Annotated in this window: 22 protein-coding genes; 9 read left to right on the top strand and 13 right to left on the bottom strand. The window is 70.4% G+C overall.

Features of this window, described 5'->3' with window-relative positions; genetic code table 11:
* Positions 1-11 precede the first annotated feature (11 nt).
* Entirely contained in the window at positions 12-1,202 is a 1,191-nt protein-coding gene (locus tag ABD205_RS15250; protein ID WP_344046164.1) for an acetyl-CoA C-acetyltransferase, read from the bottom strand.
* Between the two features lie 141 nt (positions 1,203-1,343).
* On the opposite strand from ABD205_RS15250, the gene mce reads away from it, so the two are divergent.
* The 4 genes from mce (at position 1,344) to ABD205_RS15230 (ending at position 5,948) form a co-directional block, all read left to right on the top strand.
* A complete protein-coding gene (gene mce, locus ABD205_RS15245; RefSeq protein ID WP_344046162.1) occupies positions 1,344-1,799 on the top strand; it encodes a methylmalonyl-CoA epimerase in 456 nt (151 codons plus the stop codon).
* 128 nt (positions 1,800-1,927) lie between these two features.
* On the top strand, positions 1,928-3,268 hold the full coding sequence (gene ccrA / locus ABD205_RS15240; protein ID WP_344046160.1) for a crotonyl-CoA carboxylase/reductase: 1,341 nt from the start codon (positions 1,928-1,930) through the stop codon (positions 3,266-3,268).
* Positions 3,269-3,474: 206 nt separating this feature from the next.
* The gene (locus tag ABD205_RS15235; protein ID WP_344046158.1) at positions 3,475-4,809 is read left to right on the top strand and encodes a coiled-coil domain-containing protein; all 1,335 of its coding nucleotides are present in this window, start codon (positions 3,475-3,477) and stop codon (positions 4,807-4,809) included.
* On the top strand, positions 4,806-5,948 hold the full coding sequence (locus ABD205_RS15230; RefSeq protein ID WP_344046156.1) for an AI-2E family transporter: 1,143 nt from the start codon (positions 4,806-4,808) through the stop codon (positions 5,946-5,948). Before ABD205_RS15235 ends, ABD205_RS15230 begins: the two co-directional genes overlap by 4 nt.
* On the opposite strand, the gene ABD205_RS15225 is transcribed toward ABD205_RS15230, so the two are convergent.
* On the bottom strand, positions 5,941-6,921 hold the full coding sequence (locus ABD205_RS15225) for an EamA family transporter (protein ID WP_344046154.1): 981 nt from the start codon (positions 6,919-6,921) through the stop codon (positions 5,941-5,943). The two genes, ABD205_RS15230 and ABD205_RS15225, sit on opposite strands and share 8 nt — an antisense overlap.
* A gap of 39 nt (positions 6,922-6,960) precedes the next feature.
* On the opposite strand from ABD205_RS15225, the gene ABD205_RS15220 reads away from it, so the two are divergent.
* On the top strand, positions 6,961-7,497 hold the full coding sequence (locus tag ABD205_RS15220; RefSeq protein ID WP_344046152.1) for a CGNR zinc finger domain-containing protein: 537 nt from the start codon (positions 6,961-6,963) through the stop codon (positions 7,495-7,497).
* A 13-nt stretch (positions 7,498-7,510) separates the two neighbouring features.
* Here the strand turns inward: ABD205_RS15220 and ABD205_RS15215 are convergent, their stop codons facing one another.
* The 7 genes from ABD205_RS15215 to ABD205_RS15185 form a co-directional block, all read right to left on the bottom strand.
* Positions 7,511-8,620 carry a hypothetical protein gene (locus tag ABD205_RS15215; RefSeq protein ID WP_344046150.1) on the bottom strand — a complete coding sequence of 370 codons (1,110 nt, stop codon included), beginning with the start codon at positions 8,618-8,620 and terminating at the stop codon, positions 7,511-7,513.
* Positions 8,613-9,122, bottom strand: a complete 510-nt coding sequence (locus ABD205_RS15210) for a SigE family RNA polymerase sigma factor (protein WP_344046148.1) — start codon at positions 9,120-9,122, stop codon at positions 8,613-8,615. Before ABD205_RS15210 ends, ABD205_RS15215 begins: the two co-directional genes overlap by 8 nt.
* 81 nt (positions 9,123-9,203) lie before the next feature.
* Complete coding sequence (locus ABD205_RS15205; protein WP_344046146.1) at positions 9,204-10,007, bottom strand: alpha/beta fold hydrolase; 804 nt, start codon at positions 10,005-10,007, stop codon at positions 9,204-9,206.
* Positions 10,004-10,621: a TMEM175 family protein gene (locus tag ABD205_RS15200; protein WP_344046144.1), complete on the bottom strand. Its 618-nt coding sequence runs from the start codon at positions 10,619-10,621 to the stop codon at positions 10,004-10,006. The genes ABD205_RS15205 and ABD205_RS15200 overlap by 4 nt, the downstream gene beginning before the upstream one ends.
* 43 nt (positions 10,622-10,664) lie before the next feature.
* On the bottom strand, positions 10,665-11,438 hold the full coding sequence (locus ABD205_RS15195; RefSeq protein ID WP_344046142.1) for a hypothetical protein: 774 nt from the start codon (positions 11,436-11,438) through the stop codon (positions 10,665-10,667).
* Between the two features lie 35 nt (positions 11,439-11,473).
* Complete coding sequence (locus tag ABD205_RS15190) at positions 11,474-12,970, bottom strand: MFS transporter (RefSeq protein ID WP_344046140.1); 1,497 nt, start codon at positions 12,968-12,970, stop codon at positions 11,474-11,476.
* A gap of 66 nt (positions 12,971-13,036) precedes the next feature.
* Positions 13,037-14,191, bottom strand: a complete 1,155-nt coding sequence (locus tag ABD205_RS15185) for a 3-hydroxyacyl-CoA dehydrogenase NAD-binding domain-containing protein (protein WP_344046138.1) — start codon at positions 14,189-14,191, stop codon at positions 13,037-13,039.
* 85 nt (positions 14,192-14,276) lie between these two features.
* On the opposite strand from ABD205_RS15185, the gene nucS reads away from it, so the two are divergent.
* The 4 genes from nucS (at position 14,277) to ABD205_RS15165 (ending at position 16,109) form a co-directional block, all read left to right on the top strand.
* Positions 14,277-14,975: an endonuclease NucS gene (gene nucS, locus ABD205_RS15180; protein WP_344046136.1), complete on the top strand. Its 699-nt coding sequence runs from the start codon at positions 14,277-14,279 to the stop codon at positions 14,973-14,975.
* A gap of 62 nt (positions 14,976-15,037) precedes the next feature.
* Positions 15,038-15,232, top strand: coding sequence for a hypothetical protein (locus tag ABD205_RS15175; protein WP_344046134.1), 195 nt, complete (start codon positions 15,038-15,040; stop codon positions 15,230-15,232).
* A gap of 17 nt (positions 15,233-15,249) precedes the next feature.
* Positions 15,250-15,582, top strand: a complete 333-nt coding sequence (locus tag ABD205_RS15170) for a DUF952 domain-containing protein (protein ID WP_344046132.1) — start codon at positions 15,250-15,252, stop codon at positions 15,580-15,582.
* Positions 15,583-15,584: 2 nt separating this feature from the next.
* On the top strand, positions 15,585-16,109 hold the full coding sequence (locus ABD205_RS15165) for a 2'-5' RNA ligase family protein (RefSeq protein ID WP_344046130.1): 525 nt from the start codon (positions 15,585-15,587) through the stop codon (positions 16,107-16,109).
* A gap of 17 nt (positions 16,110-16,126) precedes the next feature.
* Here the strand turns inward: ABD205_RS15165 and ABD205_RS15160 are convergent, their stop codons facing one another.
* From ABD205_RS15160 to ABD205_RS15145, 4 genes are all read right to left on the bottom strand, one after another.
* On the bottom strand, positions 16,127-16,654 hold the full coding sequence (locus ABD205_RS15160) for a ferritin (protein ID WP_344046128.1): 528 nt from the start codon (positions 16,652-16,654) through the stop codon (positions 16,127-16,129).
* A gap of 15 nt (positions 16,655-16,669) precedes the next feature.
* Positions 16,670-16,861 (bottom strand): hypothetical protein, encoded by a 192-nt coding sequence (locus ABD205_RS15155; protein ID WP_344046126.1) that lies wholly within the window; start codon positions 16,859-16,861, stop codon positions 16,670-16,672.
* 114 nt (positions 16,862-16,975) lie between these two features.
* Complete coding sequence (locus ABD205_RS15150; protein WP_486348421.1) at positions 16,976-19,003, bottom strand: protein meaA; 2,028 nt, start codon at positions 19,001-19,003, stop codon at positions 16,976-16,978.
* A 75-nt stretch (positions 19,004-19,078) separates the two neighbouring features.
* Complete coding sequence (locus tag ABD205_RS15145) at positions 19,079-19,378, bottom strand: STAS domain-containing protein (protein WP_344046124.1); 300 nt, start codon at positions 19,376-19,378, stop codon at positions 19,079-19,081.
* Between the last annotated feature and the right edge of the window lie 57 nt (positions 19,379-19,435).

Below are 19,435 nucleotides of genomic sequence, written 5' to 3'. Positions count from 1 at the left end.
CAACGCCAGCGTCAGCTGCTCGGGACGCGCACGATGAGAGCGTCGCCCTGGCCGCCGCCACCGCACAGCGCAGCCGCGCCGACCCCGCCGCCGCGTCGCTTGAGCTCCAGCGCGAGGTGCAGCACGACGCGAGTGCCGGACATGCCGACGGGGTGGCCGAGCGCGATCGCGCCGCCGTTGACGTTGACCTTCGACTCGTCGAGGCCGAGCTCGCGGGCCGACGAGATGCCGACGGCGGCGAAGGCCTCGTTGAACTCGACGAGGTCGAGGTCGGTCGGGCTGATGCCCTCCTTCTCGCACGCCTTCGCGGTGGCGACCGCGGGCTGCAGCTGCAGCGACGAGTCGGGGCCGGCGACCTGCCCGTGCGCGCCGATCTCGGCGAGCCACTCGAGCCCGAGCTCCTCGGCCTTCGCCTTGCTCATGACGACCACCGCGGCGGCGCCGTCGGAGATCTGCGACGCCGAGCCGGCCGTGATGGTGCCGTCCTTGCTGAAGGCCGGGCGGAGCTTGCCGAGCGACTCCACGGTGGTGTCGCCGCGGACGCCCTCGTCGGCGGACACGACCACCGGGTCGCCCTTGCGCTGCGGGATGGAGACCGGGACGACCTCGTCCTCGAAGACGCCGTTCTTCCAGGCCAGCGCGGCCTTCTGGTGCGACTGGGCGGCGAAGGCGTCCTGCTCCTCGCGGGTCAGGTTCTGGGCAGCGGCGTTGCGCTCCTCGGTCAGCAGACCCATGGCCTGCGAGGTGAACTGGTCGAACAGAGCGTCGTACGCCATCGAGTCGACGAGCTTGACGTCGCCGAACTTGATGCCCTCGCGCGACTTGGGCAGGAAGTGCGGCGCGTTGGTCATCGACTCCATGCCGCCGGCCACGACGATCTCGCACTCTCCGGCACGGATGAGCTGATCGGCCAGCGCGATGGCGTTCAGGCCCGAGAGGCACACCTTGTTGATCGTCATCGACGGCACGCCCATCGGGATGCCGCCGTTGACCGCTGCCAGACGAGCCGGGTTCTGCCCGGCACCCGCCTGGATGACCTGGCCCATGATCACGTAGTCGACCTGGTCGCCCGTGACGCCGGCCTTCTCGAGCGCACCCTTGATCGCGTGACCACCCAGGTCGGAGGCGGACAGGTCCTTGAAGCCGCCGCTCAGGCGGCCGATCGGGGTGCGGGCCCCGGCGACGATGACGGATCCGGACATGCGAGCCTCCAGTTGACGTACGAGCTTTCCGCCAACCTACCTACGGGTAGAGACCATGGGGAGGGGGTGGGCGGCGGTCGCGGTGTAGCACTCGTCACACATTCTGTCGCGCCGACCGGGCACCACACCACCATGTCCTCCATGACCTCGCTGCAGCTGCCCGAGCACCTGTTCACCGCGATCGACCACGTCGGCATCGCCGTCGCCGACATCGACGAGGCGATCGCCTTCTACGAGACGACCTTCGGCATGCGACTGGCGCACCGCGAGGTCAACGAGGAGCAGGGTGTCGCGGAGGCGATGATGGCCGTCGGCGACTCCGGCTCCTGCATCCAGCTGCTGGCGCCGCTCTCCCCCGAGTCGACGATCGCCAAGTTCCTCGACCGCAACGGCCCGGGTCTGCAGCAGCTGGCCTACCGGGTCACCGATGTCGAGCAGGTGAGCGCGATCCTGCGCGAGCGAGGCGTTCGCCTGCTGTACGACGCCCCGCGCCGCGGCACCTCCGAGAGCCGGATCAACTTCGTCCACCCCAAGGACGCCGGGGGTGTGCTCGTCGAGCTGGTCGAGCCGGCCGCGGGCCACCCCGTGCCAGGGTGAGCGGAAAGTCACACCGGCTGGGCAGCCCGGTTACCCATCAGTAATGTTCCGCGCAATCCAGGGATACCGGGTCCGACGGACCACCCCCTGACCATCCGTCCACGAACGCAGACCTTGCAGGAGCCGACGTGCAGCACATCTTGGACGCCATCCTCGCCGGTGACACGCCGGCCGAGGAGTTCGCGAGCCTCGAGATCCCCGACCACTACCGTGCCGCGACCGTCCACAAGGACGAGGTCGACATGTTCGAGGGGATCGCGAGCAAGGACAAGGACCCCCGCAAGTCGCTGCACGTCGAGGACGTGGCCGTCCCCGAGCTGGGCCCGGGTGAGGCTCTGGTCGCGGTGATGGCCAGCGCGATCAACTACAACACGGTGTGGACCTCGATCTTCGAGCCGGTCTCCACGTTCGGGTTCCTCGAGCGCTACGGCCGGCTCTCCGAGCTCACCAAGCGCCACGACCTGCCCTACCACGTGGTCGGCTCCGACCTGTCCGGCGTCGTGCTCAAGACCGGCCCCGGCGTCACCAAGTGGAAGCCGGGCGACCGGGTCGTCGCCCACTGCCTGAGCGTCGAGCTGGAGTCGCCCGACGGGCACAACGACACGATGCTCGACAACGAGCAGCGCATCTGGGGCTTCGAGACCAACTTCGGCGGCCTGGCCGACGTCGCCATGGTCAAGGCCAACCAGCTGATGCCCAAGCCCGAGCACCTCACCTGGGAGGAGGCCGCCTCCCCCGGCCTCGTCAACTGCACCGCCTACCGCCAGCTCGTGTCCAAGAACGGCGGCGCGATGAAGCAGGGCGACAACGTCCTCATCTGGGGCGCCTCGGGCGGCCTGGGCGGTTTCGCGACGCAGTACGCCCTCAACGGCGGCGCCACCCCGGTCTGCGTCGTCTCCAACGAGGAGAAGGCCAAGATCGTCCGGTCGATGGGCGCCGAGCTCGTCATCAACCGCTCGGAGATGGACTTCAAGTTCTGGAACGAGGACGGCACCGCCCAGAACCCCAAGGAGTGGCAGCGGCTCGGCAAGGCCATCCGCGAGCTCACCGGCGGCGAGGACATCGACATCGTCTTCGAGCACCCCGGCCGCGAGACCTTCGGCGCGAGCGTCTACGTCACCCGCAAGGGCGGCACGATCACCACCTGCGCCTCGACCACCGGCTACATGCACGAGTACGACAACCGCTACCTGTGGATGAACCTCAAGCGGATCATCTCCAGCCACTTCGCCAACTACCGCGAGTCGTGGGAGGCCAACCGCCTCATCGCCAAGGGCAAGATCCACCCCACCCTGTCGAGGACCTACACCCTCGACGAGGTCGGCCAGGCAGCCCTCGACGTCCACCAGAACAAGCACCAGGGCAAGGTCGGCGTCCTCGCGCTCGCCCCGGAGGAGGGCCTCGGCGTCCTCGACCACGAGATGCGCGCCCGGCACCTCGACGCCATCAACCGCTTCCGCGGGGTCTGAGCCGCGGCCGGACCGGCTCGCGGACTGCTTCCAGGGCGTCCGCGGATCGGCCGCGCGACCGGGATCGACGACACGTTCGGGATGGGTCGCAGCATGCTGCGACCCATCCCGTTTTTGTGACAGCCTTCCATCAGCGAGGATGGGGGCATCCGCGCGCGACGACGCCGACGAACCACCGACCAATTCGGGAAGAGGAATCCGCCATCATGAGCGAACAGGGCCTGTCGATCTTCGACGACGAGCCGGAGCAGACCGCCAAGCGGGACGCTCCGGCAGACCAGGCCGCCGAGGAGACCCGGGTCATGCCCCGGGTGCCGGCCTCACCCTCGACCCCCGCCCCGGCCGCCCGGCCGGCCGGCGCGGCGACGCCGGCGGGCTCGAGCGCCGCTCCCCTGCCGGTCGTGCGCCGCGGCGGCTACGACCCGGCTGCGGTCGACGCGCGCCTCAAGCAGCACGCCCAGGAGAACGCCGGCCTGAGCAGCAGCCTCTCCGCGGCACAGCAGCGCATCACCGAGCTCGAGGGCAGGCTGAAGTCGGCCACCGACCAGCTCGCCGAGAGCCAGACCCCGTCGTACGCCGGCCTCGGCGGCCGGGCCAGCGCCATGCTGCGCCTCGCCGAGGAGGAGGCGGGCGAGATCATCGCGACCGCCGAGAAGGAGGCCGTCGAGATCCGCGACCGTGCCCGTCGCGACGCGAAGACGATCACGCTCGACGCCACCCGGGAGATGGACGAGTCCCGCGCCGAGCAGCTCAAGGAGCTGGAGACGCACCGCGCCCGTCTGGTGACCGATGCGGAGCAGCAGCGCAACCACGCCCGCGCGGAGGCCGACGACATGCTGGCCGCTGCGAAGCGTGAGGCCGAGCAGCTGCGACTCGCGGCCGAGCAGGAGACCACCGAGATGCGCACCCAGGCGCAGCGCGAGGTCGAGCAGGCGCGCGCCGGCGCCGACCGCGAGGTCCAGGAGGCGCGGCGGATGCTCGCCGTGGAGAAGGAGCGACTGGCCCGCGAGGCGACCGACTTCCACGCGAGCAAGCTCGCCGAGACCCGCCGGCTGGTCGAGGAGGCCGAGGCACGTGCCGCGTCGGCCGAGGACCGCGCACGGGTCGCCAACAGCTCGGTCACCGAGCTGCGACAGCAGGCCGAGAGCGACGCCGAGAGCCTGCTGACCCGGTCCCGCCGCGAGGCCGAGCAGATCCTCGCGGCTGCGCGCACGCAGGCCGAGCAGATCGCCTCCGCCGGCAACGAGGAGGCCGAGCAGGCCCTGGCCCGGACCCGGTCCGAGGTCGAGCGGATGGGCAAGCGGCGCGACGCGATCACGGCTCAGCTGTCGTCGCTCAACGACCTGGTGGCGCGCTTCACGCGCGGCGACGACGACGCCGACGCCGACGAGGCCGCGAGCCGGCCCAAGACCCAGACGAAGACCAAGACCTCGACGCAGCCGCCGACCCAGACCCAGGCCAAGTCCCAGAGCAAGGACCAGGACCAGGGTCAGGACGCCGGCGAGGAGACCGGCGAGGACACCGGCCAGGACGCCGAGTGACCGACGCCGACAAGGGCACGGCGACGGCGGACACCCCGGCAGACGAGGAGCGCGAGCCGCTCGGCCCGGAGGATCACACCGGGGACGATCTCGGCACGCCCGGTCCTCGGCTGTCGCGCCGTGCGCCGTACCTCGTCGGCTTCCTCGGCGGCCTCGGCCTGCTCTCGGCGTACGCCGTCGGCAACGCGGTCTGGTCGATCAGGAGCGTCCTCGTCCAGATCCTGGTCGCGTTCTTCATCGCGGCCGGCCTCAACCCGTCGGTGCGCTTCTTCGAGCGGCGTGGGATGCGCCGATCGCTGGCCGTGCTGACCGTGATGATCCTCCTGCTCGTCGCGGTGGCGCTGTTCCTCGTCGCCTTCGTGCCGGTGATGGTCGACCAGGTCAAGGCGATCAGCAACAGTGCGCCCGACTGGCTCGACTCGCTGCAGCGCAACCGCCGCATCCAGCAGCTGAACGACGACTACCAGATCATCGACAAGACCAAGGAGTACGTCACCAAGGGCGACTTCGTCAGCGGCATCTTCGGTGGCGCGCTCGGCGTCGGCCTCGCCGTGCTCGGCGCAGTGGCGAACATGTTCGTCATCACGGTGATGACGCTCTACTTCCTCGCCGGCCTCGACCAGGCCAAGAACGCGCTGTACCGCCTCGCGCCCGCGTCGCGCCGCGACCGGGTCCGCAAGCTCGGCGACCGCGTGATCGACGGCGTCGGCGGCTACGTCTCCGGCGCGTTCGTCGTCGCACTGTGCGCCGGCGTCTCCTCGCTGATCTTCCTGTTCGCTGTCGGCATGGGCAACTACGCCGTCGCGCTCGCGTTCGTCGTCGCGCTGCTCGACGTGATCCCGATGATCGGCGCGACGATCGGCGCGGTCATCGTCACCGCCATCGGCTTCGCCACCGACCCAACGATCGGCGTCATCTGCGTGATCTTCTACGTGGTCTACCAGCAGGTGGAGAACTACGTGATCTACCCGCGGGTGATGAGCAAGTCGGTCGACGTTCCCGGTGTCGTCACCGTGATCGCCGCCCTCGTCGGTGCGGCGCTGCTCGGCGTCGTCGGCGCGTTGCTGGCGATCCCGACGGCCGCGGCGCTGATGATGCTGACGCGCGAGGTGTTCGTGCGGCAGCAGGACGTCAGCTGACGGCGGTGTCGACGGGCTCGACCGTCACGACCCGCCCCTCGCCGAGCTTGACCGCGATGACCCCGGCCAGGATGAGCAGTCCGCCGGCGAGCTGGACGACGGCCGGGAGCTGGTCGACGAAGAGCCAGGCGAACCCGACGCCCGCGACCACCTCGAACAGCGCGATGAACGCGCCGAGCCGGGCGCCGAGCAGACGGCCCGCGGCGACACCCGTCAGGTAGGCGATCCCGGACGTCACCACGCCCAGCAGCAGGACGGGCACCCACCAGGGCGTCTGGTGTCCGGCGAGCACGACGTCGGAGGTGCTGGCGCCCATGGGCAGCACGCCGCAGAGCGCGAGCAGCCCCATCACCGCCGTACCGAACAGGAGGCCGCCCGCCGCGAGTGTCACCGGCGGCAGGCCGCTGGAGTGGTCGGCGTTGACGACGAAGTACGTCGCCGCGCCCGTCATCGCGAGCAGCGCCCACCCGACGGCGGCGACGTCCAGGCTCGCGCCGCCGGTCAGGTCGAGGACGAGCGTGAGCCCGGCCGCGGCCAGCACGGCGCCGAGCACCGTGACCGGCCCGGGGCGCTGCCCGTGCCGGAGCCAGAGCCAGAGCACGACGGCGGCGGGCGCCGTGTACTCGATGAGGAGGGCCGGGCCGACCTCCATCCGCTGCACCGCCATGAAGTAGCAGAACTGCGCACCGGTCACCGCCAGCACGCCGTAGGCGGTGAGCAGCCCGAGGTTGGCGCGCAGCAGGTGCCAGCGGCCGCCGAGCGCGGCCACCCCGAACGGGAGCGCGACGAGCGCCCCGATCGCGGAGCGGACCAGCGCTGTCGTGCCGGGCGTCCATCCGGTCTCGAACAACGAGCTCGCGAAGGACCCGGAGAGGCCGAAGGTGAGCGCCGACGCGATCGCCAGCAGGACGCCGGCGGCAGTCCGCGGCGCCGCCACGCTGCGCCGATCCTGCTCATTGGTCAAAGTGCTCATGACCCATGACACTACGGAGCGATCATGTAACCTGTCAACGTGGTTTTCGCCCATGACACCGAGATGTCGCTCCAGGCTGCCGCCGCGCTCGTCAACACCCTCGAGCCGCCGCCGACGCTCGACGCCGTCACCGACCTGACCGCATTCTTCGATCGCTTCGGCTACACGGGGCGACACGACCGGACCCGGGCCGAGCTCGATGACGTGCGCGCACTCCGGCCGCGACTGCGGGAGCTCCTCACCGCCGATCGTGACACCGCCGTCGGCATCGTCAACGACCTGCTCGCCCAGCACCAGGCGGTCCCGCGCCTGGTGCGGCACGCGCCGCTCGACTGGCATCTGCACGCGGTGCCGGACGACGCCCCGCTCGCGACCCGGATCGCAGTGGAGACGGCCCTGGCGATGATCGACGTCATCCGCGAGGACGAGCTGTCGCGGCTCGGCGTCTGCGCGGACGACGGCTGTGAGGGCGTCGTCGTCGACCTCTCCCGCAACCGGTCGAAGCGGTTCTGCTCGACGACCTGCGGCAACCGCAACGCCGTGGCCGCCTACCGCGCACGGCAGGCGGCCGACTGACCCGGACCGAGGATCAGGGCAGCGGCGGGATGAACCGGTCCGGCACGTCCACGAGCGGGTGGGAGTGGAGGACGGCGTTGATGCCGCCGACCGCCCAGCAGATCACCGTCTCCTGGTCCAGCACGTGCTGCGTGCCGCTCGGGTCGACGATGCTCGGGCAGGACATGTCGACGACGTAGTCGCGGAACGAGCCACCGTTCCCCCGCAACCGCAGCAGCGCCCACTCCCCGCCGCTGGCCGAGAAGCAGCTCGCCGGGCCCATCGGCCTGGCGTGGTCGACGGCGTCGACGAGGTACTTGGCCGGCCCCATCGTGAGCTCCTGCTCGTAGAGCAGGTCGTAGTCCAGCTTGGTGCTGGACGCCGCGTAGGCGCACACCGTCATCGACACGGGGATGAAGTCGGCGGCGGTGGTGCCGCCCGGGACCGGCGGGTTGTCGAGCCGCGGCTGGCAGTCGCCGGTCACCCGGTGGGCCGAGGCGAGGATCGACTGTCGCAACGCGCTGTCGTCGGTCGCCACCGAGACCGCGACGTCGCCGACGTCGACCGTCTGGCGCACCCAGCCGCCACCCAGGTCGACGCTGCCCGGGGGCACGTCGCCACCGATCCAGACGTACGCCGCCTGGGGCCGCTCGTGCGCCCAGCTGCCGTCGCAGGTGCCGGAGAGCACCACCGGCCGGCCGACGTACGGCAGCGTGGGGTTGTCGACCCGGTGCCCGTCCTCCTGCACCACCCCGGCACCGCACAGCACAGGGGCACCCCCGCCGACCGACGTCGGCGCCGAGCCCCAGCCCCAGAGAGCAGGCACGTAGACGCCCACGTCGTGCCAGAGCTCGAGCCGGTAGCCGCCGGGCATCGACGGGGCCACCGAGGGCGGGTTGAGGCTCGGCGTCGGCGACGCCGCGCCCTTGCCGCCGTCCGGCGGCCGCTGCAGCACGGCGATGCCGCCGGCCACGACGACCACCGCCGCCGCGACACCGGCGACCGCGAGGAACGCCGAGCGGCGTCGGCGGCCCACCCCGGACCGTGCGCGCGCCACCACCTGCCGCACGACGGCCGGGCTCGCGTCCGCGTCGTCGGCGAGCTCCGTCAGTGCGGACCGGAAGGCCTGCTCGAGGTCATGCATCGGACTCCTCCTCACCCAGCTCGCGCCGTAGCGCCTGCAGCGCACGGTGGACATAGGACCGCGCCGTCGCCTCGGAGCAGCCGAGCAACGCCCCGATCTCCGCATAGTCGCGGTCCTCGTAGAACCGCAGCGCGACGGCCACCCGCTGCCGTCGCGGCAGCCCGGCACAGACCCGGCGCACCGCCTCGGTCGTCGTCACCTGCTCTGCGGGGTCGGGCCCCTCGCTCAGCGAGACGAGCGCCACGGGCGACTCGTGCCGTCCGGAGCGGCGCCACAGCGACACGTGGGCGTTGACGACCATCCGACGCACGTAGGCGTCGGGGTCCTCGGCACGGGAGATCCTGTCCCAGCGCGGCAGCGCCCGCTCCAGGGCCGCCTGGACGGCGTCCTCGGCCTCTGCCTGGCTCCCGGTGACCACGTAGGCGAAGCGCAGCAGCGCCGGCACCCGGGCGCTCGCCCAGGCGTCGAACGCACCGGTCGTCCCGGCTCTGGCGTCGTCCACGGACACATCCACGCACGACAGACGCCCGGAGGCGAGGATTCGTGGCAGGCGTCGCCGAAACTCTTCGTCGGCGATGTCGCGTCAGTCGCCGAGGAAGCGCTTCAGGGCGGCGACGAACACGTCCGGTTTCTCCGAGTGCAGCCAGTGACCGGCGCCCTTGATCGTCACCTTGCGGTAGGACGGGAACCAGCGGCGCATCGCGTCGTCGTACGCCGGCTGCACGTATCCGGACTGGTCCCCCGCGAGCCACAGCACCTTGCCGGCGTACGCCGGACGTCCGGCGAGCGCCGCCTCGGGCCAGCCCGCGAGCGTCGCCCCGTCGCGCACGATCGCCTCGAGGTTCGCCGCCCACCGCCAGGTGTCCGGCCCGCGTCCGGTGTCGCGGCGGAGGTTCTGGAGCAGGAAGGAGCGGATCGTGGTGTTCGGCACCTCCTCGGCGAGCAGCCGGTCGGCGTCCTCGCGCCGCTCGACCCCGCCGAGGTCGAGGCCGAGCAGGATCCGCGCGTAGCCCAGGACGCCGCCGGTCGCCTCGGCCTCGTCGGAGTAGTCGACCGGCGACATGTCGGCGACGACCAGCCGCTCGACGAGGTCGGGCCGGGTCAGCGCGAGCACCATCGCCACCTTGCCGCCCATCGAGTGGCCGACGACCGTCGCGGGCCCGTCGGCCTCCATGACGGCGGCGACCTGGCCGGCCATCTCGACGTAGTCGATGTGCTCGGTCCAGGCCGACCGCCCGTGGTTGGGCAGGTCGACGAGCGTGACCCTGTGCCGGTCGGCGATCGCCTTCGCCACGGTCATCCAGTTGCGGCCCTGCCCGAAGAGTCCGTGCAGGAAGACGACGGGCGACCCGGTCTCGCCCAGACGCAGGACGTGGAGGTCGCTCATACCGCGGATCCGTCCGATCCGGGCCGGGGCATCTCGTCGCGGTCCTGCAGCCAGCGCTCCACCCGTCGATCGGGGATCAGCCACATCAGCGCGACGACGACGAACGGGATGACGCCGAGCCAGGTCTGCACGAAGCACAGTCCGATGCCGAGCGCGTACAGCGCCAGCGAGGCCTTGCCCTTGTAGTCGGCGCCGAAGACCTCGCCGAAGTGGGCGCTGGTCGGCAGCCGCCGGATCGCGAGGACGAGCAGCGAGTACGCCACGGCGCTGAGGAGCAGGTTGACGCCGTAGACGACCGTCGGGACCAGCGCCAGGTCGGACTCGTCCATCCACCGGGTGGTGAGGGGGTAGAGGGACAGCCAGAACAGCAGGTGCAGGTTCGCCCACAGCACCGTGCCGTCCACGTGCCGCGTCACCTGGAAGAGGTGGTGGTGGTTGCTCCAGTAGATGCCGACGTACACGAAGCTGAGCAGGTAGGTGAGCAGGCCCAGGCCGGTCTCGTCCCACAGACCGCGGAGTGTGTGCGACTCGGGCGTCCTGAGCTCCAGCACCATGATCGTGATGATGATGGCGAGTACGCCGTCGCTGAACGCCTCGAGCCGGTTGCTCTTCATTCCGCGGATTCTGGCATCGGGCGGGCCACGCCGGCAGCCGGGGTCAGAGGTCGAACCCGTCGAACATGTCCCCGATGCCGTCGCCGATGTTGCCGATCCCGTCCCCGATCCCGTCGAACGCGCCGCCGATCCCGTCCCCGATGCCGTCCGCCAGGCCTCCGAGCCCCCACAGGATGTCGTCGGCGAACATGCCGACGAAGAGCCAGTCGAGCGGGCCGAAGGTGCCGAAGTAGCCACGCGCGTACGGCTGGTACTGGGGACCGCCCTGCCAGTACGGCACCCGCTGCGGTCCGACCATCACCTGCCGGATGTCGGGCGCCGCCCCGACCCTCAGCCGGTCGGCGTCCAGCGCGCACGCGGGCACCTGCTTGACCGAGCCGTCGGGGAAGGTCCACGGCACGTCGGTCTTCGAGATGCCGTGGCGCGGGTCGAAGAAGCACGGCGGCCGCTTGGTCGGCAGCTCGATGCCCTTGACCCGGGCCCGGACGCAGTCGATCGCGTAGCGCCCGTCCTCGACGATGCTCGTGGCGTGCGCGATGTCCTCCGGCCTCGTCATCGCGTCCGCCGATGCCTTCGCCGACTCGTAGGCGTCCAGAGCACGCTGGTAGTCCGCGCGAGCACCCTCGTCGAGGTCGGTGCCGGCCACCTCGAGGTCGAGCGCCCGCAGCTGCTCGCCGAGCGCCGTCACGTCCTCGTAGGCCAGCTTCTTCACCGGCTCGAGCGCCGTGCGCTTGCGCTCGAGCTCCCGCCTCTTGTTCGCGCGCGAGACGACGACAACGACCACCGCGACGACGGCCAGCAGCACCAGGAAGCCCATGCCGTCCAGCCTACGGCTCGGTGCCCAGCGACACCTCAGCCCGCAGGCGCCGGACGCGTGCGCAGCGGCCGGTCGTCATCGCCCGAACCGCCGTCGTCCTCGACGGTGAGCGGCTGGGCGATGCTCTCCAGCGACCGGCCCTCTGCCTTCACGCCCAGGAACGCCTCGACGACGCCACCCGCGATCATCAGGACGGCCCCCACGAAGTAGCCCGCCGCGATCGCCGTGATGTCCTTGTCCGCCGACGCCTGCTGGATGAGCCAGCCGAAGAACAGCGGACCGCTGATGCCGCCGACCGCCGTGCCGATCGCGTAGAAGAAGGCGATGCACAGCGCGCGCGTCTCCAGCGGGAAGACCTCGCTCGCGGTGAGGTACGCCGCACTCGCACCCGCGGAGGCGAAGAAGAAGATGACTCCACCCATCATTGTGAGCGTGACGGCGTTGAAGTCGCCGAGGAAGACCCCGGCCGCCCCCAGCAGCACGCCCGAGAGGATGTAGGTGCCCGCGATCATCCTGACGCGGCCGACCTTGTCGAACAGCGGGCTCAGCACCAGCGCGCCCAGGAAGTTGAACACCGCGAAGACGGCGATGTACCACCCGGTCTGCTTCACCCCGAGGAACGTGGTCAGGGTGTCGCCGTAGGTGAAGAAGAACGCGTTGTAGAGGAACGCCTGCCCGACGAAGAGCGAGAAGCACAGGATCGTGCGACGGGGGTAGAGCGAGATGACCGTGCGGGCGATCAGGCCGAACCCGATGGACTTGCGCTGGCGGATGGTGATCGTGTCGTCCGGCTCGGACAGCCGCGCACCCGACTCCTCCTGCACGGTCCGCTCGATGTCGCGCACGATCTCCTCGGCCTCGTCCTCGCGGCCGTGGATGAACAGCCACCGCGGGCTCTCCGGCACATTTCGTCGTACGACGAGGATGCCGGCGGCGAGCACGGCGCCGAGGCCGAACGCGATCCGCCAGCCCCAGGCAGGGTCGACGATGCTCGGGTCGAGGAGTGGGATCGTGAGCAGGGATCCCGCCGCCGCGCCGACCCAGAAGGACCCGTTGATCGCGACGTCGACCCGGCCGCGGTGCGCAGCAGGGATCAGCTCGTCGATCGCGGAGTTGATGGCGGCGTACTCACCGCCGATGCCGGCGCCGGTGAGGAACCGGGCGGCGAAGTACCACAGCGGGTTCGGCGAGAACGCCGTCAGCACGGTGGCGATCGTGTAGATGCCGAGGGTGAGCATGAAGAGCTTCTTGCGGCCGAACCGGTCGGTGAGATGACCGAAGAACAGCGCACCGATGCAGGCGCCGGCGACGTACGCCGCTCCGGCGAAGCCGACGTCGAAGCTGTTCATCCCCAACCCGGTGTCGTGCGGCTTGAGGGCGTCGGACATCGACCCGACGATCGTCACCTCGAGGCCGTCGAGGATCCAGACGGTGCCCAGCCCGATCACCACGAGCCAGTGCCAGCGTGCCCACGGAAGCCTGTCCAGGCGGGCGGGGATGTCGGTGGTGATCCGACCGGTCTCGACACTCATGGAGCGCCGGTAACCAGAAATGCCTCTGTTTTACTCGGGCCGATACGGAGAAATTTTGCTGTCCGCTCAGCGGTAGTCGTGGAAGCCTCGGCCGGTCTTGCGACCCAGGTCGCCCGCCTCGACCTTGGCGACGAGGGTCTTCGCAGGAGCGAAGCCGGGCTCACCGAACTCGCGGAAGAGCTCCTCCTGGATCGCCAGCGACACGTCGTTGCCGACCACGTCGAGCAGCTCGAACGGGCCCATCGGGAAACCGGCGGACTCCTTGATGTCGGCGTCGACCGCCGCCAGGTCGGCACTCGACTCCGCGAGCTTCACGGCGTCGTTGAGGTAGGGGAAGAGCAGCGCGTTCACGATGAACCCGGCCCTGTCCCCACACGAGACGCCGACCTTGCCGGCCTTCGTGGTCAACGCCCTGATGGTCTCGTCGACCTCGGGACTCGTCAGCTCGGTCGTGACGATCTCGACGAGCTTCATCACCGGGGCGGGGTTGAAGAAGTGCATGCCGATCACGTCGCTCGGACGGTCCGTCGCCTTGGCGAGCTCGGTGATCGGCAGGCTGCTGGTCGTGGTGGCGAGGATGGCGCCGGGCCGCAGGATCCGATCGAGCTCCCTGAACAGCTCGGTCTTGACGGCGAGGTCCTCCGCGATCGCCTCGACGACCAGGTCGACGCCCGCCAGGTCGGCGCGCGACGTGGTGCCGATGAGCCGACCGAGGACGGCGTCCCTCGTCGCCGCGTCACACTTCCCGCGATCGATGGCGCGGTCGAGGTTCCTGGTCACGTAGCCGGTCACGCCGGCGAGCTTCTCCGCGCTGCGACCGACGACGATGACGTCGTACCCGCTCTGGGCGAAGACCTGCGCGATGCCGCTCGCCATCGTGCCCGTGCCGACGACGCCGATCGTCGCGATCTCGTGCTGCGGGCGGGCTTCACCGGGCACGGCGTCGCCGCCCCCGGTGAAGGAGCCGCCCTCGTCGGCCACCCTCTCGAGCAGCGCGGCGGGCTGGTGCAGGTGGTCGCCCGTCTCGGCGTGACGTGCCGCGAGGGCGTCTCGAACGGTCGCGGGCCCGAGCTCGTCGAGCGTCGCCAGGGGCCCTTGGGGATAGCCGCAGCCGAAGCGCATGGCGTTGTCGATGTCGGCCGCCGTGGCGTACCCCGACTCGAACATCCGGACCGCGTGGTTGAGGTACGGGAAGACCAGGGTCTCGAACGTCTGCGTCATATCGGCAGTGTGACAGTGGTTCCTACCCGTCGGTAACCCCATCGTGACCGAGGTCACGCCGGACTCTGACGTAGGGTGTCCGCCCGTGAGACTCGTCGTCGCGACCTGCCAGGTGGACTATGCCGGGCGGCTGACCGCCCACCTGCCGATGGCCACCCGGGTCCTCATGATCAAGGCCGATGGGTCGGTGCTCGTGCACTCCGACGGCGGCTCCTACAAGCCGCTCAACTGGATGTCACCGCCGTGCACGCTCAACGAGGGCACCGCTGACGACGGCCGCGTCGAGTGGACCGTCACGGCGCGGAGCACGGCGAAGGGACCGGCCGACACCCTGCGCATCACCATCGACGAGATCCACCACGACACCGCGCACGAGCTCGGCATCGACCCGGGCCTGCAGAAGGACGGGGTCGAGAAGCACCTCCAGGAGCTGCTCGCTGAGAACCCCGAGACCCTCGCCCCGGGCCTGCGGCTCGTGCGCCGCGAGTTCCCGACCGCGATCGGGCCGGTCGACCTGATGTGCCGTGACGCCGACGGCACGGCGGTCGCGGTCGAGATCAAGCGCCGCGGCGAGATCGACGGCGTCGAGCAGCTGACGCGCTACCTCGAGCTGCTCAACCGCGATCCACTCCTGACCACCAAGGGTGCCGTCCGAGGGGTCTTCGCGGCCCAGGAGATCAAGCCGCAGGCGCGGGTGCTGGCCGAGGACCGCGGCATCGTGTGCGCCTTGGTCGACTACGACGCACTGCGAGGTCTGGACGACGCGACCGACCGCCTCTTCTGAGAGTCCACAGGCACGAACCTCGCGCTGGCGCGTCGCTCAGACTCACACGTACGGTGACCGCCATGACCCGCGATCCCAGCCTCAAGCTCCGGGTGGCCCGGCTCGAGAACGAGACCGTGTCCATCGACGAGCTCATGACCGACATCAGGGCCACGCAGCTCGAGAACACCCAGCGCCTCGATCGGGTCGAGACCAGGCTGGACGGTGTCGAGACCGAGCTCGACGAGGTCTCGCGCCGGCTCCCCGAGCCGGCCTGAGCACGACGGGGGCACCGGTGACGGACCAGACCCGCGTCATCTTCCACGTCGCCACCGCCGCGGACTGGAGGGCCGCGCTCGCAGCGGGCGAGTACACCACCTCCACGATCGGGGTGTCCCTCGAGCAGGAGGGCTTCATCCACGCGGCGCGCGGTGACCAGTGGGAGCACGTACGCCGCCGCTACTACGCCGAGGTCAACGAACCGCTCGCCCTGCTCGTGATCGACGTCGCCCGGCTCGATCCCCCGTGGCGGGAGGACCCGGTCGGCGACGACACCTATCCGCACGTCTACGGGCCGATCAACGCCGACGCGGTCGTCGCTGCGGTGCCACTCGCGCCGTTCGGGTGACGATGGCGCTCGCTGTCTGCCTGCTCTTCGACCGGCGATCCGAACGCCTCGTCCGCGGCCTTTGGGCGCGGGTGGAGGAGCTGGGCGTGACGACCCTGGCCAGTCACACGCACGGCCGGCACCACCCGCACCTGTCGCTCGCCGTGCTGCGCAGCTGGGATCTCGACCGGGTACGGTCGGCGCTCGAGGCGCTGCCGGCCGGCGAGCCGATCAGCGTCTCGTGCCACGGCAGCCTCGTCTTCCCGCGAGGCCGGGTAGCGCTCGCGCCGTCCGCGGACGCGGACCTGGTGAGACGGCAGGAAGCCGTCGTCGCGGCACTCGGCCCGACCGGGGCGGACCTGCATCGCAACTACGCCCCCGGACGCTGGGTGCCGCACATCTCGGTGGCGACCCGGACGCCGGCGCCGCGGCTCTCAGCGGTCACGACGACGGTCGCGGACGCGGTGCCGATCGTCGTACGACTCGAGCGCGCAGCGCTCATCGACAGCAGCACCGGTCAGACGTGGCCGCTCAGCCACCTCGTCTGACCGGAAGGCGTCCGGGCTCAGGCGCCGGCGATCCTCGGAGCGGTCGGGTCGGCGCCGGCGCCGCCTGCTTCGCGAGCGACGTACTCCTCGATCTGCTCCACGTCGTCACGGTTGCGGGTGACCACCGCGAGCAGGTCGCTCATCGTGGCCACCTCCTCGACCTGCTCCGTGATGAACCAGCCCATGAACTGCTCGGAGGCGAAGTCGATCTCCTCGCGAGCGGTCCGGTACAGCTCGTTGATCTGGTCGGTGACCCGCTTCTCCTGCTCGAGGGCGAGGGCGACCGGTGCGACCACGCCGTCGAACGCCGACGTCGCGGCCGCGACGGCACCGATCTCCACCGTCGAGTCGGTGTCCAGCAGGTACTGCACCATCATCAGGGCGTGGTCGCGCTCCTCGGCCGCCTGGCCGTAGAAGAAGGCCGCCATCTGCGGCATCGTCAGCGCGTCGTAGTAGACGGCGCAGGCGAGGTACTGGTTGTGTGCGGCGAGCTCGTTCGCGATCTGGGCGTTGAGCTGCTGGACGAACCGGTCAGCGGGCAACACGGGCTCCTGCGGGGATCAGGCGGCTGCCTTGAGCCGCTTCTTGGTCACTTTGCTGCCATCGAGGCTGACGAGCTTGCGCTTCTTGACCGTATACCCCGCGGGCAGGGTGCCGTCCTTGAGCATCTGCAGGGGGCACCGCGAGCAGCGTGACTTGGACACGCAGCACTCGGTCTTCGGCAGCGACTTCACCTGCTTCTTCTTCCCCACGGGCGGCAGGCTACCCGAAAAGGTAAGCCTTACCTAATGTGGCGTCCGACGGGCCAGGACGCCATACGAGCCGGCGACCGGAGCAACCACTTCGTATGACGTCCGCGGCGGGTGTCAGTCGAGTCCGCTCGCATGGCGGATCACGTCGACGAACCCGCCCATGATCTCGGTCAGGCCGAAGTCCTTCGGCGTGTAGACCGCGGCGACCCCGAGCTCCTTGAGCCGGCGTGCGTCGGAGTCGGGGATGATGCCGCCCACGATGACCGGGACGTCGTCGAGGCCCGCCGCCCGAAGCCCCTCGAGGACGTCGGGCACGAGCTCCATGTGGGAGCCCGAGAGGATCGAGAGGCCGACCAGGTGGACGTCCTCGGCGACGGCGGCCGACACGATCTGCTCGGGGGTGAGCCTGATCCCCTGGTAGATCACCTCGAACCCCGCGTCGCGGGCGCGTACGGCGATCTGCTCCGCGCCGTTGGAATGGCCGTCCAGACCCGGCTTGCCGATCAGCACGCGCAGCCGGCCGCCCAACTGCTCGCCGGTGGCCTTGACCCGCTCACGCACGGCCGCGAGCTCGGAGCCGGCCTCACCGGCCTGCGAGACGGCCCCCACGGCGCCGGAGACGCCCGTCGGGGCGCGGAACTCCCCGAACACCTCGCGCAGCGTCTGTGCCCACTCCCCCGTCGTGGCGCCGGCCCGGGCGGCCGCGAGCGTGTAGAGCATGAGGTTCTCGTCGGTCTTCGCCGCCGCCGCGAGGGCCGCCAGCGCCTCGGCGACCTCGGTCGCGTCGCGCTGCGCCTTCCACGCCTCGACGGAGGCCAGGGCGGCCGCCTCTGCCTGCGGATCGGCGACCATGATCGCGGCGTCCAGGTCGGCCGTCAGGGGTGACGGCTCGGTGGTGTCGAACCGGTTCACGCCGACGACGATCTCCTCGCCGGACTCGATGCGCGAGCGGCGTACGGCGTGCGAGGAGACCAGCGCGGACTTCATGTAGCCCGACTCGACCGCCGCGATCGCGCCACCCATCGCCTGCACGCGGTCGATCTCGGCCCTGGCGCCCTCGACGAGCTCACGGACCTTGGCCTCCACGACGGGCGAGCCGTCGAAGAGGTCGTCGTACTCGAGCAGGTCGGACTCGAAGGCGAGCACCTGCTGCAGACGCAGCGACCACTGCTGGTCCCAGGGCCGAGGGAGGCCGAGCGCCTCGTTCCATGCCGGGAGCTGAACGGCGCGGGCACGTGCGTTCTTCGACAGCGTCACGGCGAGCATCTCCAGCACGATGCGCTGCACGTTGTTCTCCGGCTGCGCCTCCGTGAGACCGAGCGAGTTGACCTGGACGCCGTAGCGGAACCGCCGCATCTTCTCGTCGGTCACGCCGTAGCGCTCCCGGGTGATCTCGTCCCACAGCTCGACGAAAGCGCGCATCTTGCACATCTCCTCGACGAACCGCACGCCCGCGTTGACGAAGAAGGACATGCGCCCGACGACCTTGCCGAAGTCCGCCTCCGAGACCTGGCCCGACGCCTTCACCTGGTCGAGCACGGCGATCGCGGTGCACATCGCGTAGGCGATCTCCTGCACCGGCGTCGCCCCGGCCTCCTGCAGGTGGTAGCTGCAGATGTTGATCGGGTTCCACTTCGGGATCTGGTGGACCGTGTAGGCGATCATGTCGCCGATCAGGCGCAGGGAGTGGTCCGGGCCGAAGACGTAGGTCCCGCGGGAGAGGTACTCCTTGATGATGTCGTTCTGGGTGGTGCCGGCGAGCTGGGCGGCGACCTGCGCCCGCTCCTCGTCCGTCGAGGCTGCCGAGACACCGTTCTGCTCCTCGGCGACGACCTGGTACATCGCCAGCAGCCACATCGCGGTCGCGTTGATCGTCATCGAGGTGTTCATCTCGGTGAGCGGGATCTGGTCGAAGAGCTTGCGCATCTCGCCGAGGTGCGGCACCGGGACGCCGACCTTGCCCACCTCGCCCTTGGCGAGCGGGCTGTCCGGGTCGTAGCCGGTCTGCGTGGGCAGGTCGAAAGCCACCGACAGACCTGTCTGGCCCTTGGCCAGGTTGGTGCGGTAGAGCTCGTTGGACGCCGCGGCGGTGGAGTGCCCGGCGTACGTGCGCATGACCCAGGGACGGTCCTTCTCAGCCATGATCCGAGCGTAGGGCCGTAGTTACGCGTTGGTAACCGCCGCCGTTGTGGAAGATGTCACGTCGGCGGCGACGCGTCAGGCGCTGACCCGCTCGACCTCGACGACCCTAGCCAGGCGGGTCAGGTGCAGCATCCGACGGACCGCCGGGCAGCAGCCGCGGAGGGTGAGGTGCCGGCCCTCTTGCGCCGTACGTCGGGTGGCGGCGGCGAGCACCTTGAGAGCGGTCATGTCGACGGCGGTCACTCCGGCGAGGTCGACGACGACGTCGTCGTAGGTCGCGAGCAGGTCGTAGAGCGCGTTGCGGACCTGGAACGTGCTGCGCACGTCGAAGTCGCCCGCCAGAACCAGGACCGGTCCGTCGATCACGATGTCCATCGCCGCTGCTCCCTCAGGTCGAGCCGGGTCGGCGACCCGGCGGTGGGCCGGGCTGGT

Source organism: Nocardioides panacihumi (assembly GCF_039530925.1).
In the GTDB taxonomy this organism is placed as follows: domain Bacteria; phylum Actinomycetota; class Actinomycetes; order Propionibacteriales; family Nocardioidaceae; genus Nocardioides; species Nocardioides panacihumi.
Note: the sequence above shows the minus strand (reverse complement) of the source record. Positions and strands in the feature narration are given on the sequence as shown.

Coding starts and splice junctions, on each gene's coding strand:
- ABD205_RS15185 (WP_344046138.1), bottom strand. CDS start 14,191: ATGACGCAGACGTTCGAGACCCTGGTCTTCCCGTACCTCAACCACGCG.
- mce (WP_344046162.1), top strand. CDS start 1,344: ATGACCTCGCTGCAGCTGCCCGAGCACCTGTTCACCGCGATCGACCAC.
- ABD205_RS15250 (WP_344046164.1), bottom strand. CDS start 1,202: ATGTCCGGATCCGTCATCGTCGCCGGGGCCCGCACCCCGATCGGCCGC.
- ABD205_RS15235 (WP_344046158.1), top strand. CDS start 3,475: ATGAGCGAACAGGGCCTGTCGATCTTCGACGACGAGCCGGAGCAGACC.
- ABD205_RS15150 (WP_486348421.1), bottom strand. CDS start 19,003: ATGGCTGAGAAGGACCGTCCCTGGGTCATGCGCACGTACGCCGGGCAC.
- ABD205_RS15145 (WP_344046124.1), bottom strand. CDS start 19,378: ATGGACATCGTGATCGACGGACCGGTCCTGGTTCTGGCGGGCGACTTC.
- ABD205_RS15165 (WP_344046130.1), top strand. CDS start 15,585: ATGGCGCTCGCTGTCTGCCTGCTCTTCGACCGGCGATCCGAACGCCTC.
- ABD205_RS15175 (WP_344046134.1), top strand. CDS start 15,038: ATGACCCGCGATCCCAGCCTCAAGCTCCGGGTGGCCCGGCTCGAGAAC.
- ABD205_RS15195 (WP_344046142.1), bottom strand. CDS start 11,438: ATGGGCTTCCTGGTGCTGCTGGCCGTCGTCGCGGTGGTCGTTGTCGTC.
- ABD205_RS15215 (WP_344046150.1), bottom strand. CDS start 8,620: ATGCATGACCTCGAGCAGGCCTTCCGGTCCGCACTGACGGAGCTCGCC.
- ABD205_RS15190 (WP_344046140.1), bottom strand. CDS start 12,970: ATGAGTGTCGAGACCGGTCGGATCACCACCGACATCCCCGCCCGCCTG.
- ABD205_RS15205 (WP_344046146.1), bottom strand. CDS start 10,007: ATGAGCGACCTCCACGTCCTGCGTCTGGGCGAGACCGGGTCGCCCGTC.
- ABD205_RS15225 (WP_344046154.1), bottom strand. CDS start 6,921: ATGAGCACTTTGACCAATGAGCAGGATCGGCGCAGCGTGGCGGCGCCG.
- ABD205_RS15200 (WP_344046144.1), bottom strand. CDS start 10,621: ATGAAGAGCAACCGGCTCGAGGCGTTCAGCGACGGCGTACTCGCCATC.